Source organism: Aeoliella fuhlenseeensis, from assembly GCF_052161615.1.
In the GTDB taxonomy this organism is placed as follows: domain Bacteria; phylum Planctomycetota; class Planctomycetia; order Pirellulales; family Lacipirellulaceae; genus Aeoliella.
Genome location: NZ_CP197417.1, coordinates 4,137,272 through 4,157,473, shown reverse-complemented (window position 1 = coordinate 4,157,473; position 20,202 = coordinate 4,137,272). Strand labels below are relative to the sequence as shown.

Genomic DNA, 20,202 nt, shown 5'->3' with positions numbered 1-20,202 from the left:
AATCAGGTGGAGCTTTCATGTCACAGATTCGTAATTCGACAGCGGCCATCGATCGCCGCGAGTTTGCTCGGCGGAGTTCGCTGGCGGCTGGTGGTTGGTTGCTGCTTTCCAGCACCGGCCGAGCCCAAGGCAACGCGGCGAATGACAAGCTGAACCTCGGCTTTGTCGGCACAGGAGGCATGGGCTCGATGCATCTCGACTGGTTCCGCCAGCGGCCCGACGTGGCCGTGGTCGCGGTCTGTGACGTCGACAGTTCGCACCTGGAGAAGGCCAAGCAGATGGTCCCTAGCGCCGCGGCGACGGGGGACTTCCGCGAAGTGATTGGCCGTGACGATATCGACGCGGTAGTGGTCGCTACGCCCGACCACTGGCACGCGCTGGTGTCTGTAGCAGCGGCAAACGCGGGCAAACATGTTTACTGCGAGAAGCCTCTAGCGAACTCCATCGGCGAGAGCCGCGCGATCGCCGATGCCGTGGCCAAGGCCGGTGTGGTATTGCAAACGGGCAGCCACGAGCGGTCGAACCGCGGCGCGAGCATCGCCCGGCAGGCGTTTCTTGAAGGCCGACTGGGTGAAGTGAAAACGGTGGTGATTCGCTTACCGAATTCCGACCCTCATTTACAGCAGGTCGAGAACTTCACGAGCCCCCCTCCCAACAGCGAGCCACCGAAGTCGCTCGACTACGACTTCTGGCTCGGCCACACGCCGGTGGTGCCGTACAACACGGCCCGTTCGCACTTCTGGTGGCGGTTCGATAGCCACTACGGCGGCGGCGAAATCACCGACCGCGGTGCCCACGTGATCGACATGGCCCACTACGTTCTGGGACTCGATGATACCGGCCCCACGAAGGTGAAGGCAAACGGCAAGCCACCCGCCGGCAATTTTTACGACGCCTTCATCACGTTCGAATTCGAGAACGAGTACCCCAACGGGATGATCATGCGGGGCAACAACGAAGGCCCACGCGGCGTCGTGCTGCAAGGAACCGAGGGGCAACTGGAGATCGCCATCCATGGCTGTGCCCTCACGCCCAATCGACCAGAGTTGCTGGCTGGCCTCGACGCACCGCAAGTCGATCCCAACGCCACGCATCGCGAGACGTGGCTCCGGGCGATCCGAGGCGACGGAAAAGTGGTCGCCCCCGCCAATGCGGGCCATCACACGGCCACCGCTTGCCAGTTGACCAACATCGCAATGCGACTTGGCAAGCCATTCGAGTGGGACCCAGCGACCGAAACCTCCCCCGATGCCGACGTAATGGCGCAACTCGTGCCGGAGATGCGGAGTCCGTGGACGCTTTCATAACGGGGGCGTGAGGCGAACTACGGTTTCTCCTCGACCCACTTTAGCTTGGCAATTCGCAGACCCTTGAGGTCGAGATTCGTGGCGACGATGTAGTCTTCCCCGTCATGAGTCACGATCTCCGGTGCCCCCACCGGTAGAGAGGTCACCAGATGCCGATGGTCTTGGTTGATACCAAACATCTGTGGATCGTCGGATACATAAACGCGGGTGATGCTTTCAGGGCCGTACTTCTGCGTGCGAAACAAATAGTAGCGACCATCTCGCTCTGCGACGACAGGGCACTCAGCCGTGTACGGCCCCGTGCCGGCTTCGCCACCAAAGGCGATGTTCGTTGAATCGCTCCAGTCCTTGAAATCCCTGGTAGTGCGGACGTAGACGCTGCCTTGCTCGTTCGGATGCGCCGTGTAGTAACCGTGCCAAACGCCATCGACATCTAACATCATGATGTCGCGGGTGTTGGATTCGCGGGTTTGTTCGCTGAACATCCCCGTCTTGCCGTTGGGCTGAACTACTCGTTCGAAGGTCACTCCGTCGTCGCTCACGGCATGGCAGATATTGTTCCAGTCGCCGTAGAACATGTGGTACTTGCCGTTGTGCTTCACAACATGCGGCGCCTGAAGTCCGCCCTGCTTCTCACCGAGCTTGGGGTCGGCTTCCATCGCGATGCCCATCGGCTTCCAGTCGGGGGCAGTCAGCTCATCCGACTCCCAGCGATAGAACAAACGTGTCCGGCCACCGCAATTGGTTCTACGAATGCACGACCACAGTTGCCACTTGCCATTCGCAGCTTGCCATACCGCGAAATCAACGGGCTGCTGTTCCTCGGTGGTGTACTTGCCTAGGTCCGGATCGCCGGTGATTTGAGTCCATTCGCCATCGATCACCGGCATCAACACCCTCCCGGCAGGCGCTGCCCCGGCATCTACGGCCATAGCAGTTGAAATAAGCAGGGCCGTTCTCAATAGTTTACGGAACGACTGATTCATCGGTGGGAATTTCACGGCAGGACCTCTCAAGCAGTCGGGGCGGGTGAGAGGCAGGGGTGGACTGTCGCCGACGTGGAAGTCGAGTAACCCCTGCACCCACGTATTAGGGGGGATTTGTCAGCCAACGTGGAGCCAAAAGCGGCCAGAAAGCCGGAAAACGCGCAAAAGTTCCGTGTGAGCGGTATTTTGCTGTGCGTTTTTCAGAACTGACCCGCGCCCAGGCGCTACCGCTCGCGCCGGGGCAGCCAAGGCCTCAGTGCGGTATGTACGCGAAGTAGAGGACGAACGAGCTTAGAAGTTGTCCGCGGCGCGATAGGCGTCGATCACCGCCTGATCGCCCTCTTTGCCACCGCGGCTGTTGCCGTGCTCCATGCCCATGACGCCTTCGAAGCCTTTGTCGTGAATATGCTTGAAGACGTTGCGATAGTTGATTTCGCCCGTGCCGGGTTCGTTGCGGCCTGGATTGTCGCCGCACTGGAAGTAACCGATTTCGCTCCAGGCCATGTCGATGTTGGGAATGAGATTCCCTTCCTGGATCTGCTGATGGTAGATGTCGAACAGGATCTTGCAACTTGGGCTGTCGACAGCTCGGCAGATTTCGTACGCCTGGGGGATCTTGTGCAAGAACAACCCTGGATGATCGCGCCACCAGTTTAGGGGTTCGAGTACCATCACCATGTTATGCGGCTCGAGCACTTCGGCGCATTCGCGGAGCAGGTCGATGCAATTGGCCGTCTGGTAGCCCCACTCCATGTCGTTAACGTAGGCGTCGGGGACCACGGTCATCCATTTGGCGTTCACTCGTTTGGCTACTTCGACACTGTCCTTGATGTCCTGCACCACCTTCGCGCGGGCGTCCTTATCTTGAGTCACAAACGCCTTGGAGCCGAATTCGCCGTGCGCGACGAACACGCCCATGGTCATGCCGCGATCCTCCATGGTCTTGGCAATCTTGTTTTGCGTGTCGACCGACTCGCCCTTCATGCCGTTGTGTTCCCAGGCCGTGAAGCCCTGGTCGGCTGCGAAGTTCAGTTGGTCGATCTTGTCGCCACCGGCAAGGTTACGGAACATGCCGAAGTGCGGGGCGTACTTCAGATGGAACTTCTTCACCTCGTCGCTCGAGGGGGCAGCATCTTGAGCGAGTGCGGGTTGGCCGGCGATGGCTCCGACAGTGAGGGTGGCTGCCGTGGTGGTGAGAAAATCGCGTCGTTTCATCGCCTGCGTCCTGGGTGTGAGTTCGTGGAGGCCGAACGCACATTCTAACCAAAATCCGCGCGATTTGCGATGTAATGTCTTGTAAAAGTGGAGTCGACGTGTCCGTTATACCGACCGCGGCCACGGACCGGTGATCGCCAGTGTCATTCCCTTGTGCATCAGATTGACGAACAACGTCGAACCGTCGGGCGAGAAGGTTGCCCCGGAGAATTCCGTGTGGGCGTGGTTGTACGCAAACACGTGGCACTCGCCGGCGGGGGTCACCGACACCAGTCGCACCTCCTGGCCATCGCGATCCTCGCACACCATCAAGTCGCCCCATGGCGCGGCAGTAAGGTTGTCGGCGTTCGTGAGCAGCGTTGAGTTGCTCGACTCGACGAACAGTTCTAGCTTACCGGCGTCATTCGACTCCTCTGCCTTACCTTCCACAGGACTAGGCGTGTACTTCCACAACTGACCAAGTTCGGCTGGTCCACCGTTGGTGCAAGCAAAGTAGATATCGCCACCCGAGTACCACATTCCCTCGCCTCGAGCGAACCTTGCAGCACCCGCAGCGAACCCGCGAAAGCGAAGATCGTTCTCGGGCGATTCGACGTTGTCGAGATCGATCCAGCGGACGTTATAAGGACGGCCCGCCTCGAACTTGACATTGCCGGCCCAGTTGCGGGTATCGGCGCTCTCGATATCCACCACTGCCAGCGCCTGGAGCTTGCCACCCTTTGCAAGTTCGCCCGGCACGTTCGGTAGAAAGCGGTAGATCAACCCGTCGTCGACATCCTCAGTCTGGTAGACGATGCCCGTTCGTGGGTCTTCGGCTACCGCTTCGTGGCGGAAACGTCCCATCGCCGTAAGCGGAACGGCTGGCGTCAATCGGATGTCGGCGGTTGCCGGCACCTCGAAGTTGTAGCCGTGCATTTTTTGGCAGACGACGCGGGGTCCATCGTCAACCACGTTCTCGCCAACCACGTCGGTCGCTTCTTCGCAGGTGATCCAAGTGCCACGCGGCGTAGGTCCGCCGGCGCAGTTGCGGATGGTGCCCACTAGGCTCAAGTACTGCCTCACGACTTGCTGCTTCTGCGTGTCGTACACCAGCGTCGTGGTGCCACCGATGCAAGGCTTCCCCGGCTCGCCCAGGTCGTAGAGTGAGCGGGTGTCGATCTTCGACAGCAACTCGGCGTCTTTTCCGAAAGGGCCTTGTTGGCGAGGTTCGACTTCATGGTTCCGCACCAGAATGGTCAAGCCATCGGGGCCGGCAAACGTGGCCATGCCATCGGGCTTGTCTGGCACGAATAGCCCATCGTCCATCAAATCGCCGGCGTGGGAAATCACGCGATACGTGAATCCTTCCGGCAAACTTAAAATGTTGTGAGGATCACGCACCATCTCGCCAAAGCTTTGCGCAGAGCTGGTCGTGCTCGACTGCTCGCTCGCTGACACGAAGCGCTGCAGTCCGGCGGCACCTAGTGCGAAAGCTGTAGAGGCCTTAAAGAAGCTGCGACGATTAGATGGCATAGCGGTGTGTTGTAGAGAGTGGCGGATAGATTGGAGAGTCGATTTCGGTGGTAAAGCTCAAAGTTACTCTCACACACCGCCCTCGCAATGGTTGTTCGCGGAAAATTCACATGAGTGTGATTGCGCCAAGTCAGGCGTCCAATCTTCGCAGTTTATCTATTTTGTAGCGGTGATACGCACGCAAAACATTTTCTAACACTTTTTTTCCACGCCGCGTGGTGGCGATAGTTGCGGCGAGGCGAATATCGACAACTCGTTGTGTGGTAGGGACTTTTGCTCTTGCCTCGACATCGAAGTGCCCTCTGCGAAGTGGTGCAACAACGTGCAAAAACGTGACGATTCGGTAAACCCTGCGGGGTTAACCCCTTGAACCATGCTGCACAAGCGGCCATAGTTTTTGCACCGATGCGAAGTGCATCGAGCGACGGTTCGCTCGACAGAAACGTACTTCGCCAGATCCCGCCTCACTTTCCCCTGCCGGAACAGCCTCGCCGAGAAGGACCTCCTAACCGCTCACCTCCGAGCCGAACGGAATCTCGCGCCAGGCATCAGTCTTACGAATCGTTGTAGACGTTTTTCCCTCTCGCGACTCGCATTGCCGCTTCAGGATCTCGTGGAACCTGCGCACCATGCCCTGCGGGCCGCTCGATGGACCGGTACAGCCAAGGAGTAACTTTGATGCTGCACTATTTCGCTCTGTTTGCCGCAACTGTCGCAGTGACCACCGCCAGCGCCGCCGCCCCCCAGTGGGAATCGGATTACGCGACCGCGCTCGCCGAGACTCGCGCCAATGACCGTCCTCTGTTGATGGTGATTGACGAGCCCCAGGTCGCCGACAAGGCCGTGTCGGCCGACGTGCTCGCGAATGAAGCCGATGGAGCCCTAGCCGATTACGACCTGTGCCACGTCGATGCTTCGACCAGCTACGGTGCGAAGGTCGCCAAGGCCTTTGGTGCCAAGTCGTTCCCGTTCGTTGCTTTCGTTGACAAGGACGGCAAGGTCATCCTGCACCAGCAAGCGGGCAAGATCAGCGCCGATACTTGGACCAACCTGGTGACCAAGTACCGCACTGGCGAGCGTCCCGTTCGTCACATCGTGTCGAAGCCCGTCATCAAGGCCACGCCCGTTAGCTCGGCCTCGCCTTACATGCCGCAGGCCAAGCCCTACTGTGCCAAGTGCCAACGTGGTTATTGAGCCCAGCGCGGCTACTAAGTTTGATTTGAAGAGTTGAAACGCGAAACGGCTCGGGCAGCAATGTCCGAGCCGTTTTCGTTGTTTAGCGAAGCCACGTTGCCACGAGTGCGATAAGGAACCCGGTGCTTACGAGGATAAACGCGCCTCCAAAGACTTTGTAGAAGATGCCCGCACTGCGGATCGCTTCTTCGTCGGAGTAGCCAGCCTGTAATCGGTTACGATATATCCAGTGGCCCGTGCGACGATCAAATCGCAGCAGTGTCTTGGCTGGCGTAAATGCAATGAGCAGTCCACACACCAGGAAGCAAAGAAAAACAAACAGAGCGATATACTCTTCCATCTGGATTCCCCAACAAAGTTAGGAACGTATCCGCTCTAAGCCCGGGTAAATATCTAAACTCAGGTCTTCGAACTTGCCGGCTTTCCAGCGTTCGATGGCGATCGCCCCCATTACGGCGTTGTCGGTGCAGAGGCTCATCGGTGGGATGTGCAGTTCGTACCCACGCTTGGCGGCCGACTCTTCGAGCCGTTCGCGAAGCCGTCCGTTCGCCGCCACCCCGCCACCGACGCACAGAGTGTTATAGCCCGTCTTACCAAGCGCTAGCTCGGCCTTAGCGACCAGGCAGTCGACCACGGCGTCTTGGAACGACGCCGCGACGTCGGCGATGGTTTGCGGGTCGAGGTTCACTTCGCCGGTGAGCTTCCCCGTGCCATGCACTTCGTACCGCACGGCTGTCTTCAGACCACTGAAACTGAAGTCGAGCCGCGCTTTGTCGTCGACCATAGGCCTTGGGAAGCGATACCGTTTCGGATCGCCATCTAACGCAGCCTTGCTAATCGAAGGGCCGCCTGGATAGGGAAGGCCGAGCAGGCTGGCGACTTTATCGAACGCTTCACCCGCCGCGTCGTCGATCGTTCCGCCGAGTAGCGTAAAGTCGGTGGGGCCTTCGCAGCGGTAGAGGTTCGAATGCCCGCCGCTGACGATCAGCCCGATGCACGGGAATACGTCCTTGCCGCTCGCCATGCGGCACGCATAGACGTGCGCCTGCAAGTGATTGATAGCGAGCAGCGGGATGTCGAGCGCCAGCGCAAGCGCCTTGGCGGCCGTGAGACCTACGAGCAGCGAGCCAGCGAGCCCGGGTGTGTTCGCCACCGCCACGGCGTCGAGGTCGGCGAGCGTTAGATTCGCTAGGCGAACCGTCTGATCGATCACCGGAAGGATGCTCTCGACGTGCGCCCGCGACGCAATCTCCGGCACCACGCCACCGAACTGCTGGTGCAGATCTTCTTGCGAAGCGACTACCGATGCTAGTACCTCTAGCTCCTCGGTAAGAATGGCCGCGGCCGTCTCGTCGCAAGTAGATTCGATGGTCAGCAAGTACATGGCAAACAACGTGGAAGCAGGGCGAGGCGACGCGCGAACGTGGCGAGAATCCTCCATGCTACCATCGAAACGCCCCCGATCACACCTTCCGCCGCTCGATGACTCGGGCCACCCAGTCGGCGAGGTCGGCGAAGAAGGGCAGGGGGTCGGGCTCGAACTCCAGCGTATGCGCCGCCGAGTGGTATTCGAGCAGCGTCTTGTCTTCCGCCGCGATTCGTGACAGGTAACGCAGGGTGCGTCGATTGCGGACCATTCGATCACGGCCAGCGAGCATCAACAGCGACGGCGTGTAGATGTAGGGCGGCGACTGGCGCGCGTAGCGCGTGAGCTTGTGGTCTTCACGGGCAAATCGCATCGTCACTTGGCGAAGTGTCAGTGGGTCGTGGCGAATGTACTCCTGCCACTTGGGCGACTCCGTGAAGAGCGCGGGATTCTGAAGTGGCACGGTGACACGTCGTTCGTGAATGCCCAGGCGGCCACTGGCGACCAACGCCAATCGCTTGGCGAGCCCTGGCTGTTGTCGCGCGTAGATGCCGGGGCAGATCATCCCAAACCCCGCGAGCAAGTCGGGCCGGTAACGTGCCACGGCCGGCGCGAGCTTCCCACCCCAGCTAATGCCGAGCAATACTACCGGCCCGCGCTGGCGATGCGTTTCGCACACGGCGACCACGTCGTCGATCCAAGTCTGCCAGCGATCAACATCGCCGCGTCCCTCCATGTTGAGTCCCGAGCCACGCCGATCGAGCGCGTAAACATCGTAGCCACGTTCTGCTAAGTACTCGCCGCTCACGTGGTACCAGCCCGAGTGACTGACGATGCCGTGCAGCAGAACGACCGTTGCGCGTGGCGTCTCTTGCGGGGCGAAATAGCGCAGCGCCAGTCGCCGACCATCGGGGGCCGTGCAGGTCGTGATTTGCGGGGGGAGTGTCGACATCGTGGGCAAGTTCGTCTGCAATGGGAAGGACTACTCGTCCACGGTAATCACGCGCTCGTCGCGAAGCGAGCCACGAGCAACGTCGAGATCGAGCTCTACACCAAGCCCAGGCTGCGTAAGCGCGGGGGCACGACCACCGTAACCGAATGTCAAGTCGGGCATGGTCGGCACGGTGGCGAGCACGTGATGGTCGTACGAGCCTTCGAGGTAACGAATGTCACGCACGACGCTCGCGAAGTGACGCCCCGCGGCCGACAGGATGCCGGTCTCGCCAGGGTGGCAACCAAGCTGGTAGCCGAGGCCATGCTCTTTCGCAAGCATCGCAAGACGCAAGGAGTTCAGGACTCCGCCGCACTTCGAAATGCGAATGTTGAATAGGTCGCACGCGCTAAGCCGAATCGCTTCGTGGGCATCGTGGAGACTGGTGAGGGACTCATCAAGCATGACCGGCACATCGAGCTCTCGGCGAAGCTCGGTGAGCGAGGCGAGTTCTTCGTGCGCAACAGGCTGCTCGATGCAAGTGATATCGAACGGCGCAAGGGCCTTGGCGTGTTGCAAGACCTTCTCGGGAAGCCAAGCTTCGTTGGCGTCGACGCGGAGGTCCATGCGCGGACCGATCCAACGCCGAATCACCCCCATCCGCGCCGCGTCTGCATCGCAGTCGGCACCGACTTTCACCTTACACTGGCGAAACCCGTACGCCCGCATCTTCAGCGACGACCGCCAGAGCTTGCGCTTCGACTCGGCATCGATGGTGGTGCTGTAGCGAACCGAGTCGCTGCGCGCGAGCAGCGATTCGGCGACTCCCGGATACGCTTCGATCGCCTTGCTCACCGGTTCGCCGAACAGCTTGCCATAGGCGTCGAGTAAGCTGAGTTCGACCGCCGCGCGAAGGGAGTTGCCATAACTTCCGCGGGGATCATCGACGAGTGCTGCCGGCTGGAATCGGTCACAGATCGCAATGACTTCCAGCCAGCTCGCTGGCTCGCCCGCGAGTTGTTCGGAGACCGGCGTCGCGAGCAGTTGCTCAATGGCCCCTTCAGCGGTTTCGCCAGTGACGTAATCGCGCGGCACGCCCTCGCCCCAACCTGTGGTGCCGTCGGCGAGTTCGGCGCGGATGAGGATGTTGTCGCTGTAGTTCCGCACCGCCGAGGCGTGGCGGAACGGTTTGCGGAGCTGCACGCGAAGGACGTACGCGGTGAGTTGGCGAACTCGCATCGCTCAGGCCACCTGACGTTTGCCGGTCAGGTCGTCGAGGGCCTCGATAATGCCCTGACGAAAATCGACTTGCGGGGCGTAACCTAGCACTCGCTTTGCCTTGGCAATGGAGTAGTCAAGGTTGAGCGTCATGAACTTGATGCGAGCCCCGGTGAGCAACGGCGCTTCGGTAGCACCGCGGCGCTTCGCCATCCGTTCGATAGGTCCCACCAAAAGTCGCGCAAGCCACTCGGGTACGCGTTTCGGATGGGGCTTCCCCAGGTAGTCGGCAATTGTGTTGATGTACTCTTCGCGAGTTACCAAACGCTCGTCGCGGATGTTGAATGTCTCGCCAATCGCCGCTTCGTTCTCGATGGCGAGAAGCACCGCGTCGGCGAAGTTACCCACGTACGTGTTGTTAAGCAGCTTGTCGCCCCGGCCGATGAACTTCATCGAACCATCGTTCAGCTTTTCAATCACTCGCGGGATGGCATGCCGCTCGCCGGGACCGTAGATAAACCCTGGTCGTAGAATCACGGCTCGTAGCCCGTGCTCGTCGATGTGCTGCTGAACCAGCACCTCGGCCTCGGCCTTGGTTCGCGTGTAGCCATCGAGACCCGTGAGGCTCGGGGGCACCGTCTCGTCGGTGCCGTAATGGTGGCGAGCCGGATAAACGCCGAGCGAGCTGACCTGGATCCATCGTTCCAGCTTACCGGTCCGCATTGCGGCGTTGAGCAGGTGCTCGAGCGCGACAACGTTGATAGCCCGGTACTTCTCGGCGGGTCCCCAGTCGCCTATGTGAGCGGCAGAATGAACCACCACCTCGGCGTCCTTCACGGCGTTGGGCAACGAGTCGACATCGGCGAGGTCGCCTTCGACGAACTCGATATCAAGCGCGTCGAGGTTGCCGCGATTTGAGTTAGCACGCACCATCGCCTGCACGCGATAACCCGCGGCGTGCAGTTTGTGGACCACGCAATTACCAACGAGGCCCGTGGCTCCGGTGACCAAGACAGTTTTGCCCGACACGCATCCACTCCTTCGCACGACGAATCGCGCGATGTGCTAGAGAAGGTTAGGAGGCCGCGCGACCAGGCATAGCGCCCGCGAGCGGCGTGGGGAGTTTGTCGACGAACTCCATGTCGCTCACCAAGCAGGGTTGCTTAAACTCTTCGAAGTTGCCCCGTGCACGGCTGCGATTCGCCCGCAGCGCTGCCCAGGTACCTGCCGGGATTTCGTGAACCGCAATCGGCTCAATCCGTTTGCTCAAGCATTTGTCAGCGTACTCTTCGTTGATGGCCGACAAATGCTGCTGCACACGCTGCGCGAGCTGCGACGCGTGACGCGTGGCCTCACCGGGCTCCAGCAGTAGTTCGTACTGGGGCTTCTCGCCCATCGTTGGTGCAAGCGTGAACGTGACGGGCGCGAGACCTAGTTCGTTGAAGCTCTTGCTTACCGCCAGCACCACTTGGTGCTCGCTGAGCTTCTCGCCCGTGATGCTTGAGAAGTGCCGGCCCTTGTTCAGGAACCGCAGCGTCGGCATTTCGCCAACAAAGCCCGTGCAACGCACCATGTCGAAGATGTCGTAGCGATAGAGCCCCGCCGAGGTGGTCAGCAGAATGAAGTAGTCCAGGCCCTCTTCGAGCTCGTGCGCTTCGAGGACCGTTGGATCAGGATCGCCATGCTCGTCGGCCGGAATGAACTCGAAGTAATGGTGAGCGTAGTCCAACAGGCCATCGGGCGTGTTGTCGGCCAATGGAATGGTCATTCGGCCTTCGCTCGCCGAGATGCCATGATCGCGGATCGCCACGTTGCCGTAGTACTCTTCGAGCTGCGGCAAGTAAACGCCTACCGAACCCCCGGTCCAGTTGGCGATCATCCCGAGGTGAGGCCAAAAATGCTTGGGCAACAGCTCGCCATGTTCGTCGAGTAGCGCCTCGAGCTGCGCGGCACGTTTGCGATTGGGCCGCAGTTTACTTCGCAGCGCGTGACGCACCTCGGCGGGGACGTTCCATTGCTCGTTGATGCCGCCGTTGTGGATGTCGCGGATCAGCGACTCGGCCTCGTCATTGGCTCGACGGGCGAACTCCACCAGCGTACTGGGATTCGCCGTGATGAGCATCCCAACGTTGTCGCTCGCCATGCTCAGCCGCAGCGACGTGTAGTGCTTGGCGGCGAAGTCGCGAATCTTGATCACGCACGCCGGCAGCGCGAACACGCGCTTCATGTAGAACGGCCGGCTCGTGGCGGCGAGGCCACTGATGTTGCCGCACGGCGCACCGCTGGGCGTCGATTCAATTTGCCAATCGCTGGTGAGTTGCAGCGTTTGCCGCTTGAGTAGCTCTTGGTGGTCGCGATAAACGCCGGTGCCCCACAGTTGCCAGCTCTCGCGATACTCCTTGTAGAACAGCTCGGTGACGGGCAACCGCTTGGGCTCGTTCGTCGTGCCCGAGGTCATGGCGAACATCAGCAGCTTGGTCCGCGGCGCGAACATCGCCTCGACGTTGCCTTGCATCACTTGCTGAATGAAGGGACGAAAATCTTCGTAGGTCGTCACCGGCATCTGCCGGCGGAAGCTCGCCACGTCGTGAACGCTATCGAAACCATACCGGCGACCGAAGTCGCTATTGGCCGCGCGGCCCACCTTCTCCAGCAACAACCTCCGCTGCGTCGCGCGGCCTTGCGACGCTCCGGCAACGAAGCGGTTGAGTTGACTGCACTTATAGCGCAGGATTACCTCGCGGAGGGGGTATTGCATCGCCAACAGGCTCATGGTGAATGGTGGCGGACGTTAGCGCCATGATCGCGGGGTGTCAGGAAGATGTCAATTTCGTAATGTTTATGATGCGATCGATAACGTCCTCGCGGGTCGTTAGCCTCTCGCCAGAGCGATGCTCGAGCTCGTGAGTAATCTTCACGATCTCGGCATTCACTGGTGCCTCGGTGCCCGCCATCGCCGCCACGCGAACAATCTGGCCATTGATGTGATCGACTTCGGTAGGTTTGCCTCTTCGTAAGTCTTGCAGCAGGGAGAAAACGATGGGCGACCGTTCAAACTTTCCCCGAATCGCCATCTGTACTAGCTTGCCTAGTATCGGCGTTCCGAGCACGCGCATCAAGTTTTCAACCTTGGTAAGGTCCGATCTTCCCTGAATTCGCGGGATCTCGACACCCCCGGCCGCGAGCACCCTTCGGCATTCCGCGACAATCGGTCGGCCAACCCCCTCCCGCCAGGGGGTATAGCACAGCGCCTCGGTGATGAAATTCGACCCGGAAAGGCACGAGGCGTACCCCAGGGCGTTGATCACCAGCTTGTTGTAGCGAACCCCCAGGATGTTGGGATGGACGCTAAAGTCCAGCCCAGGGACCTGGATTCGGCCCATCAGGTCGACCACTTTCTGGGCCGCGACGGTCGAAGTAGAGCCAATCGGCGGTCCGAACATCGTATGCCCGTCGAGCTGCATGCTCACTTGCCCCGGTTCGAGCACCGCCATGTTCGTTGCGGTCATCCCCATCACCAACCGCTCCAGCGGCACGAAGCCGGTGTACTGGCCGTCGTTGATGCCGTTCTGGATCGAGACCACCACCGCATCGCCGAGCGCACTGCCGGCCTGCTGGAGCGCTTCGCGAGTCGCTTGTGACTTGACCGTCACAAACACAAAGTCCGAGCCCGCGACGTCCGCGGGGTCGAAGGACCACGCAATGGGAACCGGGCGATTGCCCCAGGGGCCAACGATCTCTATCTCGCCCGAGTGCGAAATGGCTTCGCCGTGTGCGCCGCGAACGACCACCAACACATCAAGATCCGGCGCATGCTGCTTGAGCAGCGCGGCGAACATCGAGCCGATGGCACCGGCACCCAGGAAGCTGACTTTCATGGCGGACTGTTCCTGTGGAGTACATCATCGGGGGACACGTCCCACGAATCGACCGAATCAGGACTCGCCCGCCAGTAATTTGCCAATGCTGTCCTGAGTGGTACCAATCTCCGTAGCGGTCGAGCGGCGAATGTCGGCCGAGGTTTCCTTCTCTCCTTGGTGGCGGAGGTAGGCGTGCGAGGGATGCGTCAGGATGTCGAGCACCGTCGGGTACTCGGGTCCCATCGAACCTTTGAACATAAACCCGTCGCAGATCACCACGTTATCACGATAGGGCGGGTAACGCAGCATCAGATTGTGGGCCTGCCGCATTTTGTGCCACGGAATGGTGGGAAACATGTGGTGCAGCACGTGGTTCCACTCGCCGAACGGGAAGAAAATTTCCCGCTCCAGCCAACGCCCTTCGTACACCCGGCTGTTGGTGAAGTCGCCATTGTCAGGGAAGTTACCGTGATGGGCGATCTCGCGAAGGAACAGCGATGCCGGATAAACCGTCACCAGGGGCAGCACCCAGTAGAGCAAGTAATACGGCCACCAACCCATCGTAGCCATGGTACCGATCATCACGACGTAATAACCCAGCCGTAGTGCCATTAGCGCTCGCGGGCTTAGCGGGCTTTGGTCTTTGATGTTGTCTTCTTCTTTCATGAAGGCCACGTACTCGGCGCGTCCCTTCAAATAGCTAAACGCCTTGTGCGGCGAGAACTGCAGCAGCACGTACTCCCAGAAGAATCGCCACTTGGTGAGCGGGAACTCGCGCGAGTGGTGTTTCTTGAGCCGCAACAGATCGGGGTCGAGCTCGTGATCGTTCACGTTACGATGATGTCCCCAATGCCCGATACGGTAGTTGCCCACCTTGCCGTAGAACGGGAACACCACGAACAGATTGGCCGCCACGTCGTTCAAGAGTCGATTCTTGAACAACAGGTAGTGGCTCGACTCGTGAACCAGCGTTGCCAAACGGGTTTGCGACCAGAAGCCAATGACGAAGATCGTCACCGCATAGATGGGCAGTTGCCACCAAATGGACACACCGCGGGCGGTGAGCTCGCTGGTGCTCCACATGCAGCCCGCGACAATCGCGGCGTACACGGCGTATTCGCGGATCAGCACGAACCAATTAGTATAGTTGTCGGGCGCACAGAGCTTTCGAATCTCGGCGTACATCTCGCGACGCGTCAATTCGGGAGCGGAAGTGGTCATGGGTGGGGCTCGCAGGACCAAGGAAGGATCACGATAAAATAAAGAACCTAGAATCCCTGGGCAAGCCTTAATACCAGCGAGGGGGGTCGCCCTATCACGTCCCCGTAGGTCCATTTTCGGGGCTTTACGACCTTTCGGCCGTGGTTTGCGGCTATCCAGTATGTATCGGTAAGCGCCTCGGCGATTCCAAGATTTCCTCCTATTACACGTTTGTAACCATGCCGTCGGAACCCGTGCCCCGCCGAAAACCCCTGAAAATACTGATGACCGAAGGGACCAGCCTTTCGGCTCGGCAGTCGCTGTACGCCCTTGGCGGGCAACACGTGATCGATGTCATCGACCCCAATCCGCTCTGCCAGTGCCGGTTTTCGAAGTTCGTCCGGCGTTGGCAGAAGTCGCCTCACTTCGCCAAACAGCCCACCGAGTTCCTCCACTTTCTCGCGGGTCGGCTCCGCGAAGAGCAGTACGACGTCGTCCTCCCCACGCATGAGCAGGTGTACCTACTGAGTAAGTTTCGCGACGTGGTGGGGCAGGTGTCGGGCATCGCGCTCCCTTCGTTCGACGCCATGCAGATGATGCAGAACAAGGCCGACTTCACGCGAACGCTGGAGTCGCTCGAACTGCCGTACCCAGAAACAATCTTTGCCCGCACGGAGGGCGACTTGCGGGGCGACTGGAAGTATCCGTTGTATCTGAAGCTTTCGCACAGCACGGCGGGGCTTGGGGTTTTTCATATTACGAGTGAGCAGGAACTCGCCAAACGCATCGACCTACTCAAGTCCGAAGGGAAGCTCGACGGCGATACCGAAATGCTCGTGCAGCAACCCGCCCGCGGCATTCAGGCAACCGTGCAAGCGGTGTTCGACCGGGGCCAAGTGATTGGCATTCATATGTTCGATGCACGGCAGCTTGGCGTCGGCGGTATGTCGGCCGCTCGCACCGGGGCCGATCATCCGGTGGTTCGCGAACACATCGCGAAGCTCGGAGCCCATCTCGACTGGCACGGAGCGATGTTCGTTGACTATTTCTACGACTACGAAACCGCACGGCCGGAGTACATTGAGTGCAACCCACGCGTCGGCGAGACCGTCAACGCGTGGCTCTCGGGCACCAATGTGTGCGAGCAACTGGTGCGACTCTCGGCCGGCGAACCGGTGAGCGTCCTGCCGCTCGCCGCGCCAGGCGTGCGGACGCAGAGCTTCTACATGATCCTGCTGACGATGGCGTACGATGGCGCGTCTCGCAGCCAGTTACTTCGCGAGATCGTGAAGTTCCGCCTCCGCCGCGGCATGTACGCCGATAGCCAGGACGAGCTGACCCGTGTCCGCGACGACTATTTGAGCGGCATTCCGCTCTGGTTCATCGCCGCACAATTACTGGTGTCGCCACGCATCTCGCACAAGATCGTTGCGAGCACGGTCGACAACTACTCGATGCCCAAGAGCTCCCTCGAAGCGATGGATAATCTCGACATCGAAGCATTTCGCGAGGCGTTCACGAAGTAAAGCTTACACCTCGAATTCGCGTTTCCACTTTTCCGAGCGGTAGGCACGCCGAACGAGCTGCTGGGCTTGCTCGGACTCGACTTGCTTCACTTGCCCTGTCTTCGGATCGACTTCAATCGAACCGGCCGGCGCAGGTGGATTGTAAACGCCGACGCCGGTTACTTGTTCTTCATAACCATCCTGCAGCCGCTGCCACGCTTCGTTGCTCGTCGGCGTGTGGGTCTTGCCGACCACTTCGCCTTCGAGAGCCGCGATGCTTGCCAGGTGGCACCAGGCGGTCGAGATGTGACCCGTCTCAACTTCGGCGTTGAGCGTCGAGCGATCGCGGCTGAGCACGGCGTCGAGGAAGTTGCGCTGGTGGATGCCATCGCCCGCCGAGCCTCCCTTTTCCGCAATCACTTTGCCGTCGTTGTCGATGGCACGCCAACGGCCTCGGCTGCCACAGAACTTGCCACCCTCGCCAAACACGGTGTAGCCCGTGTCGAAGCCAATGAAGTCAGTAGCCTGCTTGAGGGCGCCGGCGGGGACGACGTTGCTCATGATCATCTGCACGGGCAGCGTGTTGTTCTCGTACCACGCGACTTGGATGTTTGGCGTGTTGCCGGCGTCTCGCCAGCCAGCACGGACCGCTGCCGAGTGAACCGCAGACGGGTAGCCGGCCTTGTCGGCGAGTGCGACGTTCAGCACGTCGTCGAGCACATGGACGCCCCAGTTGCCCATTTCGCCATTGCCGGTGTTCCAATCCCAATGCCAGTCGTAGTGAAACTCGTTGCGGTACAACGGTTGGTCGAGCGCGGGGCCGACCCACAAGTCGTAGTCGACCGTCGAAGGTGCCACGAGCGGGCGATTGCGCTGTCCGATGGGCTTGCGTTCGCCAATGCGACTCACCACGACGTGCGACAGCTTTCCGATCGCTTGGTCGTCATGCAGCAACTTGCGTGCTTGGGCTTGCAGCGGGCTCGAGCGTTGCTGCGTGCCGACCTGCACGATGCGCTCGCCAGCGCGGGCGGCCTTGATCAGTTGCTCTTGTTCCCACAGGTTATGGCCAAGCGGCTTCTCGCAGTAGACATCTTTGCCCGCCTGGCACGCGCGAATCGCGGCGAGGCAGTGCCAGTGGTTTGGCGTAGCGACGATCACGGCATCGACATCAGGACGATCGATCACCTTCCGCATGTCGACTTCGCGGATCGCCTTGGGAAACTTCTCGCCCACCTTGCCGAGTCGCTCTTCGTCGGCGTCGCTAAGTGCAACCACCTCGACGTCTTTGAACTTCGAAAACGCATCGAGTAACTGCCCGCCGCGCCAACCGAGACCCACGAACGCGAGGCCCATCTTGTCGTTGGGTTTGGTGGCCTTGTCGGCAGCCCAGGCGGGAGTGAGCAACATGCCAGCAGCGGCACCGGACGCGGCGAGGAATTGACGACGACTTTGCATGCCTGAAACTCTACAAGGACGGGGAGGGTTGCGGGAGAAGGGAGCAGCGCGGTCGTTCGCCTGCCACCCGAAGTCTTTATCATAACCGCCTGCGGGCTCGGGATCACGGAGTTTGGGAGACTCGCGAAGATTTTGGAGATGTTCTGGTCAAAATCGGTAGTCGCGTTTGTGAGAGTCGGTAAGTTGCAGGCGATTTTCGAAACCCACGAATCGCCAAGGCACGCGGCTTGCTTGTCCCCATCGCACCGCGATTGACGTTAGAATTAGAACCCAAACGACTACAGCCCCGTGCCCACAAAGGATTCCAATGCACGACGAAATGCCGCACGAACTTGCCCCGCCCCCCGCGGAAATGCCGATCAAGACACCCGACTGGGTGAAGCACGCGGTGTTTTATCAGGTATTCCCCGACCGCTTCGCCCGCAGTTCGCGGACATCGCATTTGCCCGGTCTGCGGTTCCAGCAGTGGGGCACGCCGCCGGTGAACGATGGCTACATGGGAGGCGATCTTCGCGGCATCGTCGATAAGCTGCCGTACCTCGAAGAACTCGGCGTCAACGCGCTGTACCTCACGCCGATCTTCACGTCGGCCTCGAACCATCGCTATCACACGTACGACTACTTCTCGGTCGATCCGCTGCTCGGCGGCGACGAGGCGCTTCGCGAGTTGCTTGACGCGGCGCACGAACGCGAAATGCGCGTGGTGCTCGATGGCGTGTTCAATCACACGGGGCGAGGGTTCTGGCCATTCCATCACATTCTGGAGAACGGTGGCAACTCGCCTTACATCGATTGGTTCACGATTCAGGACTGGCCCCTGAACCCGTATCCCACCAAACCGAACCAGAAGACGAACTACTCGGCGTGGTGGGGACTCGCCGCGCTGCCGAAGCTGAACACCGACAACCCGGCGGTTCGGGAGTACTTGTACGACGTGGCTCGGCATTGGATTCAGTTTGGTATCGACGGGTGGCGACTCGACGTACCGCATGAGATCGACGACGACGATTTCTGGCGAACGTTCCGGCAAGTAGTGAAGGGAGAGAATCCTGAGGCCTACATCTGCGGCGAAATCTGGCACGAAGCGCGGCGGTGGCTGCAGGGCGATCAGTTCGATGCCGTGATGAATTACTTGTTCACGGGGCCGGCGATCAGCTTCTTCGCTGCCGAGACGTTTCGAAACGACTACAAGCATCATCACCTTCCGTTCAAGTCCATCCCGGCCGAGGAGCTCGCTCGGCTGATCGATCGGATGTACGGCTATTACGACTGGGAAATCAACTTCGCCCAGCTCAACATGCTCGACAGCCACGATATGGCCCGAGCAGCGTGGATTGTGCAGGACGAATCGGCATTGCGTTTGTGCGTGTTGTTTCAAATGACCATGCCCGGGGCGCCATGCATCTACTATGGCGACGAAGTGGGAGTGACTGGTGGGCCGGATCCGGAATGTCGCCGAGCGTTTCCTTGGCACGACGAAGCATCCTGGAACTACGATCTGTTGAAGTTCTATCGGCGTGCCGTGGCGTTGCGGACGACGCACGTGGCCCTTCGCGTCGGCGAACTGAAGACGTTACACGCCGAAGGCTCGATCTACGCCTTCCGCCGCCAGCACGAATCGGAAGAAGCCGTCGTGGCGTTCAATGTGTCGAAGAAGGCCGTCGACGTCGAATTGCCTCTGCCCGCTGGATCTTCGAACGCCCGCTACCGCCAAGTCTGGCCGCTCGAGTCCCATCAGAGTCACGAACGCACCGACCGCGGCATCCAATGCAAAGTGCCACCTCGTGATGCATTGGTGTTAGTGCGCGAGCTGGAGTGATCCAAGTAGGCCGTATCAAGCCTGCGCCGCGTGCGGCGCTTCGTGTGTTGATTATTTGCGACCTCCCCAAGGTGTGATGGGTTGGCAAAGCGGTTTTCATTTCTCACGCCAAGGCGCAAAGACGCGAAGCGGTTAGCTCCGAAGTAGCGCGCTTGGATAGGCCAGGGCGCAGCCCTGGTTAGGAGTGAGTAGTTTCAGCCGTTAGCTCTGAAAGAGCGCGCTAACTCACCTGTGTGCGGACGCGTAGCGCGTCCCTTCGGGACTAAGGTCGTTATTGGCCACGAGTTCCCAGGACTTCGGCCTGGGCTGTCGAAGCGCGCCACTTCGTGGCTAGGGGCTAAGAGGTGCGAGTGGTTGGGTATTCGCGATTGGGCCGAGCGTGAAGCGCCGTATCGGCGCAGGCTTGATACGGCCTACGGCCGAATAAAAAAGTGACGGGATCCCGTCGGGCGGGGTGGAACTTGGATGGGGTAACCGGTGTGCGTGTTTGCCGGCAGGCATCTTCTATTTCACCTCGCCCTACGGGCGCGCAGTTCGAGACAGCCTGTCGTAAACCTACAACGCAGGTCCAAGGTGCTGATCGGCCAAACCACCCGTCTCGATACGTATCGCGTCCGGTTGGGTCCCCTCGACT

General features: G+C 60.2%; 16 protein-coding genes. 4 read left to right on the top strand and 12 right to left on the bottom strand.

The annotated features are described in order from the left end of the window. Positions 1-17: 17 nt before the first annotated feature. Positions 18-1,307, top strand: coding sequence for a Gfo/Idh/MocA family protein (locus SH292x_RS16250; protein WP_442482059.1), 1,290 nt, complete (start codon positions 18-20; stop codon positions 1,305-1,307). A 17-nt stretch (positions 1,308-1,324) separates the two neighbouring features. Here SH292x_RS16250 and SH292x_RS16245 read toward each other — a convergent pair whose 3' ends face one another. The 3 genes from SH292x_RS16245 to SH292x_RS16235 all read right to left on the bottom strand — a co-directional run bounded on the left by SH292x_RS16245 (position 1,325) and on the right by SH292x_RS16235 (position 5,020). After that, the gene (locus tag SH292x_RS16245; protein WP_442482058.1) at positions 1,325-2,239 is read right to left on the bottom strand and encodes a family 43 glycosylhydrolase; all 915 of its coding nucleotides are present in this window, start codon (positions 2,237-2,239) and stop codon (positions 1,325-1,327) included. Between the two features lie 345 nt (positions 2,240-2,584). Further along, entirely contained in the window at positions 2,585-3,508 is a 924-nt protein-coding gene (locus SH292x_RS16240; protein ID WP_442482057.1) for a hydroxypyruvate isomerase family protein, read from the bottom strand. Positions 3,509-3,613: 105 nt separating this feature from the next. Continuing rightward, entirely contained in the window at positions 3,614-5,020 is a 1,407-nt protein-coding gene (locus SH292x_RS16235) for an alkaline phosphatase PhoX (RefSeq protein WP_442482056.1), read from the bottom strand. A gap of 678 nt (positions 5,021-5,698) precedes the next feature. Between SH292x_RS16235 and SH292x_RS16230 the strand changes: the two genes are divergently transcribed. After that, a complete protein-coding gene (locus tag SH292x_RS16230; RefSeq protein ID WP_442482055.1) occupies positions 5,699-6,214 on the top strand; it encodes a hypothetical protein in 516 nt (171 codons plus the stop codon). Between the two features lie 82 nt (positions 6,215-6,296). Here the strand turns inward: SH292x_RS16230 and SH292x_RS16225 are convergent, their stop codons facing one another. From SH292x_RS16225 to SH292x_RS16190, 8 genes are all read right to left on the bottom strand, one after another. Then, positions 6,297-6,554: a hypothetical protein gene (locus SH292x_RS16225; RefSeq protein ID WP_442482054.1), complete on the bottom strand. Its 258-nt coding sequence runs from the start codon at positions 6,552-6,554 to the stop codon at positions 6,297-6,299. 18 nt (positions 6,555-6,572) lie between these two features. Further along, positions 6,573-7,598 (bottom strand): tRNA (adenosine(37)-N6)-threonylcarbamoyltransferase complex transferase subunit TsaD, encoded by a 1,026-nt coding sequence (tsaD, locus tag SH292x_RS16220; protein ID WP_442485867.1) that lies wholly within the window; start codon positions 7,596-7,598, stop codon positions 6,573-6,575. Positions 7,599-7,677: 79 nt separating this feature from the next. Next, on the bottom strand, positions 7,678-8,532 hold the full coding sequence (locus tag SH292x_RS16215; protein ID WP_442482053.1) for an alpha/beta fold hydrolase: 855 nt from the start codon (positions 8,530-8,532) through the stop codon (positions 7,678-7,680). A 30-nt stretch (positions 8,533-8,562) separates the two neighbouring features. Beyond that, positions 8,563-9,750: a dipeptide epimerase gene (locus tag SH292x_RS16210; protein WP_442482052.1), complete on the bottom strand. Its 1,188-nt coding sequence runs from the start codon at positions 9,748-9,750 to the stop codon at positions 8,563-8,565. 3 nt (positions 9,751-9,753) lie between these two features. After that, a complete protein-coding gene (locus SH292x_RS16205) occupies positions 9,754-10,758 on the bottom strand; it encodes an NAD-dependent epimerase/dehydratase family protein (RefSeq protein ID WP_442482051.1) in 1,005 nt (334 codons plus the stop codon). Between the two features lie 46 nt (positions 10,759-10,804). Next, positions 10,805-12,487, bottom strand: a complete 1,683-nt coding sequence (locus SH292x_RS16200) for a GH3 auxin-responsive promoter family protein (protein WP_442482050.1) — start codon at positions 12,485-12,487, stop codon at positions 10,805-10,807. A gap of 55 nt (positions 12,488-12,542) precedes the next feature. Next, positions 12,543-13,607: a ketopantoate reductase family protein gene (locus SH292x_RS16195; protein WP_442482049.1), complete on the bottom strand. Its 1,065-nt coding sequence runs from the start codon at positions 13,605-13,607 to the stop codon at positions 12,543-12,545. 57 nt (positions 13,608-13,664) lie between these two features. Continuing rightward, positions 13,665-14,810, bottom strand: a complete 1,146-nt coding sequence (locus SH292x_RS16190) for a fatty acid desaturase family protein (RefSeq protein WP_442482048.1) — start codon at positions 14,808-14,810, stop codon at positions 13,665-13,667. A gap of 218 nt (positions 14,811-15,028) precedes the next feature. Here SH292x_RS16190 and SH292x_RS16185 point away from each other — a divergent pair, with 218 nt between their 5' ends. Next, the gene (locus tag SH292x_RS16185) at positions 15,029-16,315 is read left to right on the top strand and encodes a hypothetical protein (RefSeq protein ID WP_442482047.1); all 1,287 of its coding nucleotides are present in this window, start codon (positions 15,029-15,031) and stop codon (positions 16,313-16,315) included. 3 nt (positions 16,316-16,318) lie between these two features. Here the strand turns inward: SH292x_RS16185 and SH292x_RS16180 are convergent, their stop codons facing one another. Beyond that, positions 16,319-17,749: a Gfo/Idh/MocA family oxidoreductase gene (locus SH292x_RS16180; RefSeq protein WP_442482046.1), complete on the bottom strand. Its 1,431-nt coding sequence runs from the start codon at positions 17,747-17,749 to the stop codon at positions 16,319-16,321. 307 nt (positions 17,750-18,056) lie between these two features. Between SH292x_RS16180 and SH292x_RS16175 the strand changes: the two genes are divergently transcribed. After that, entirely contained in the window at positions 18,057-19,568 is a 1,512-nt protein-coding gene (locus tag SH292x_RS16175; RefSeq protein ID WP_442482045.1) for a glycoside hydrolase family 13 protein, read from the top strand. Positions 19,569-20,202 lie beyond the last annotated feature (634 nt).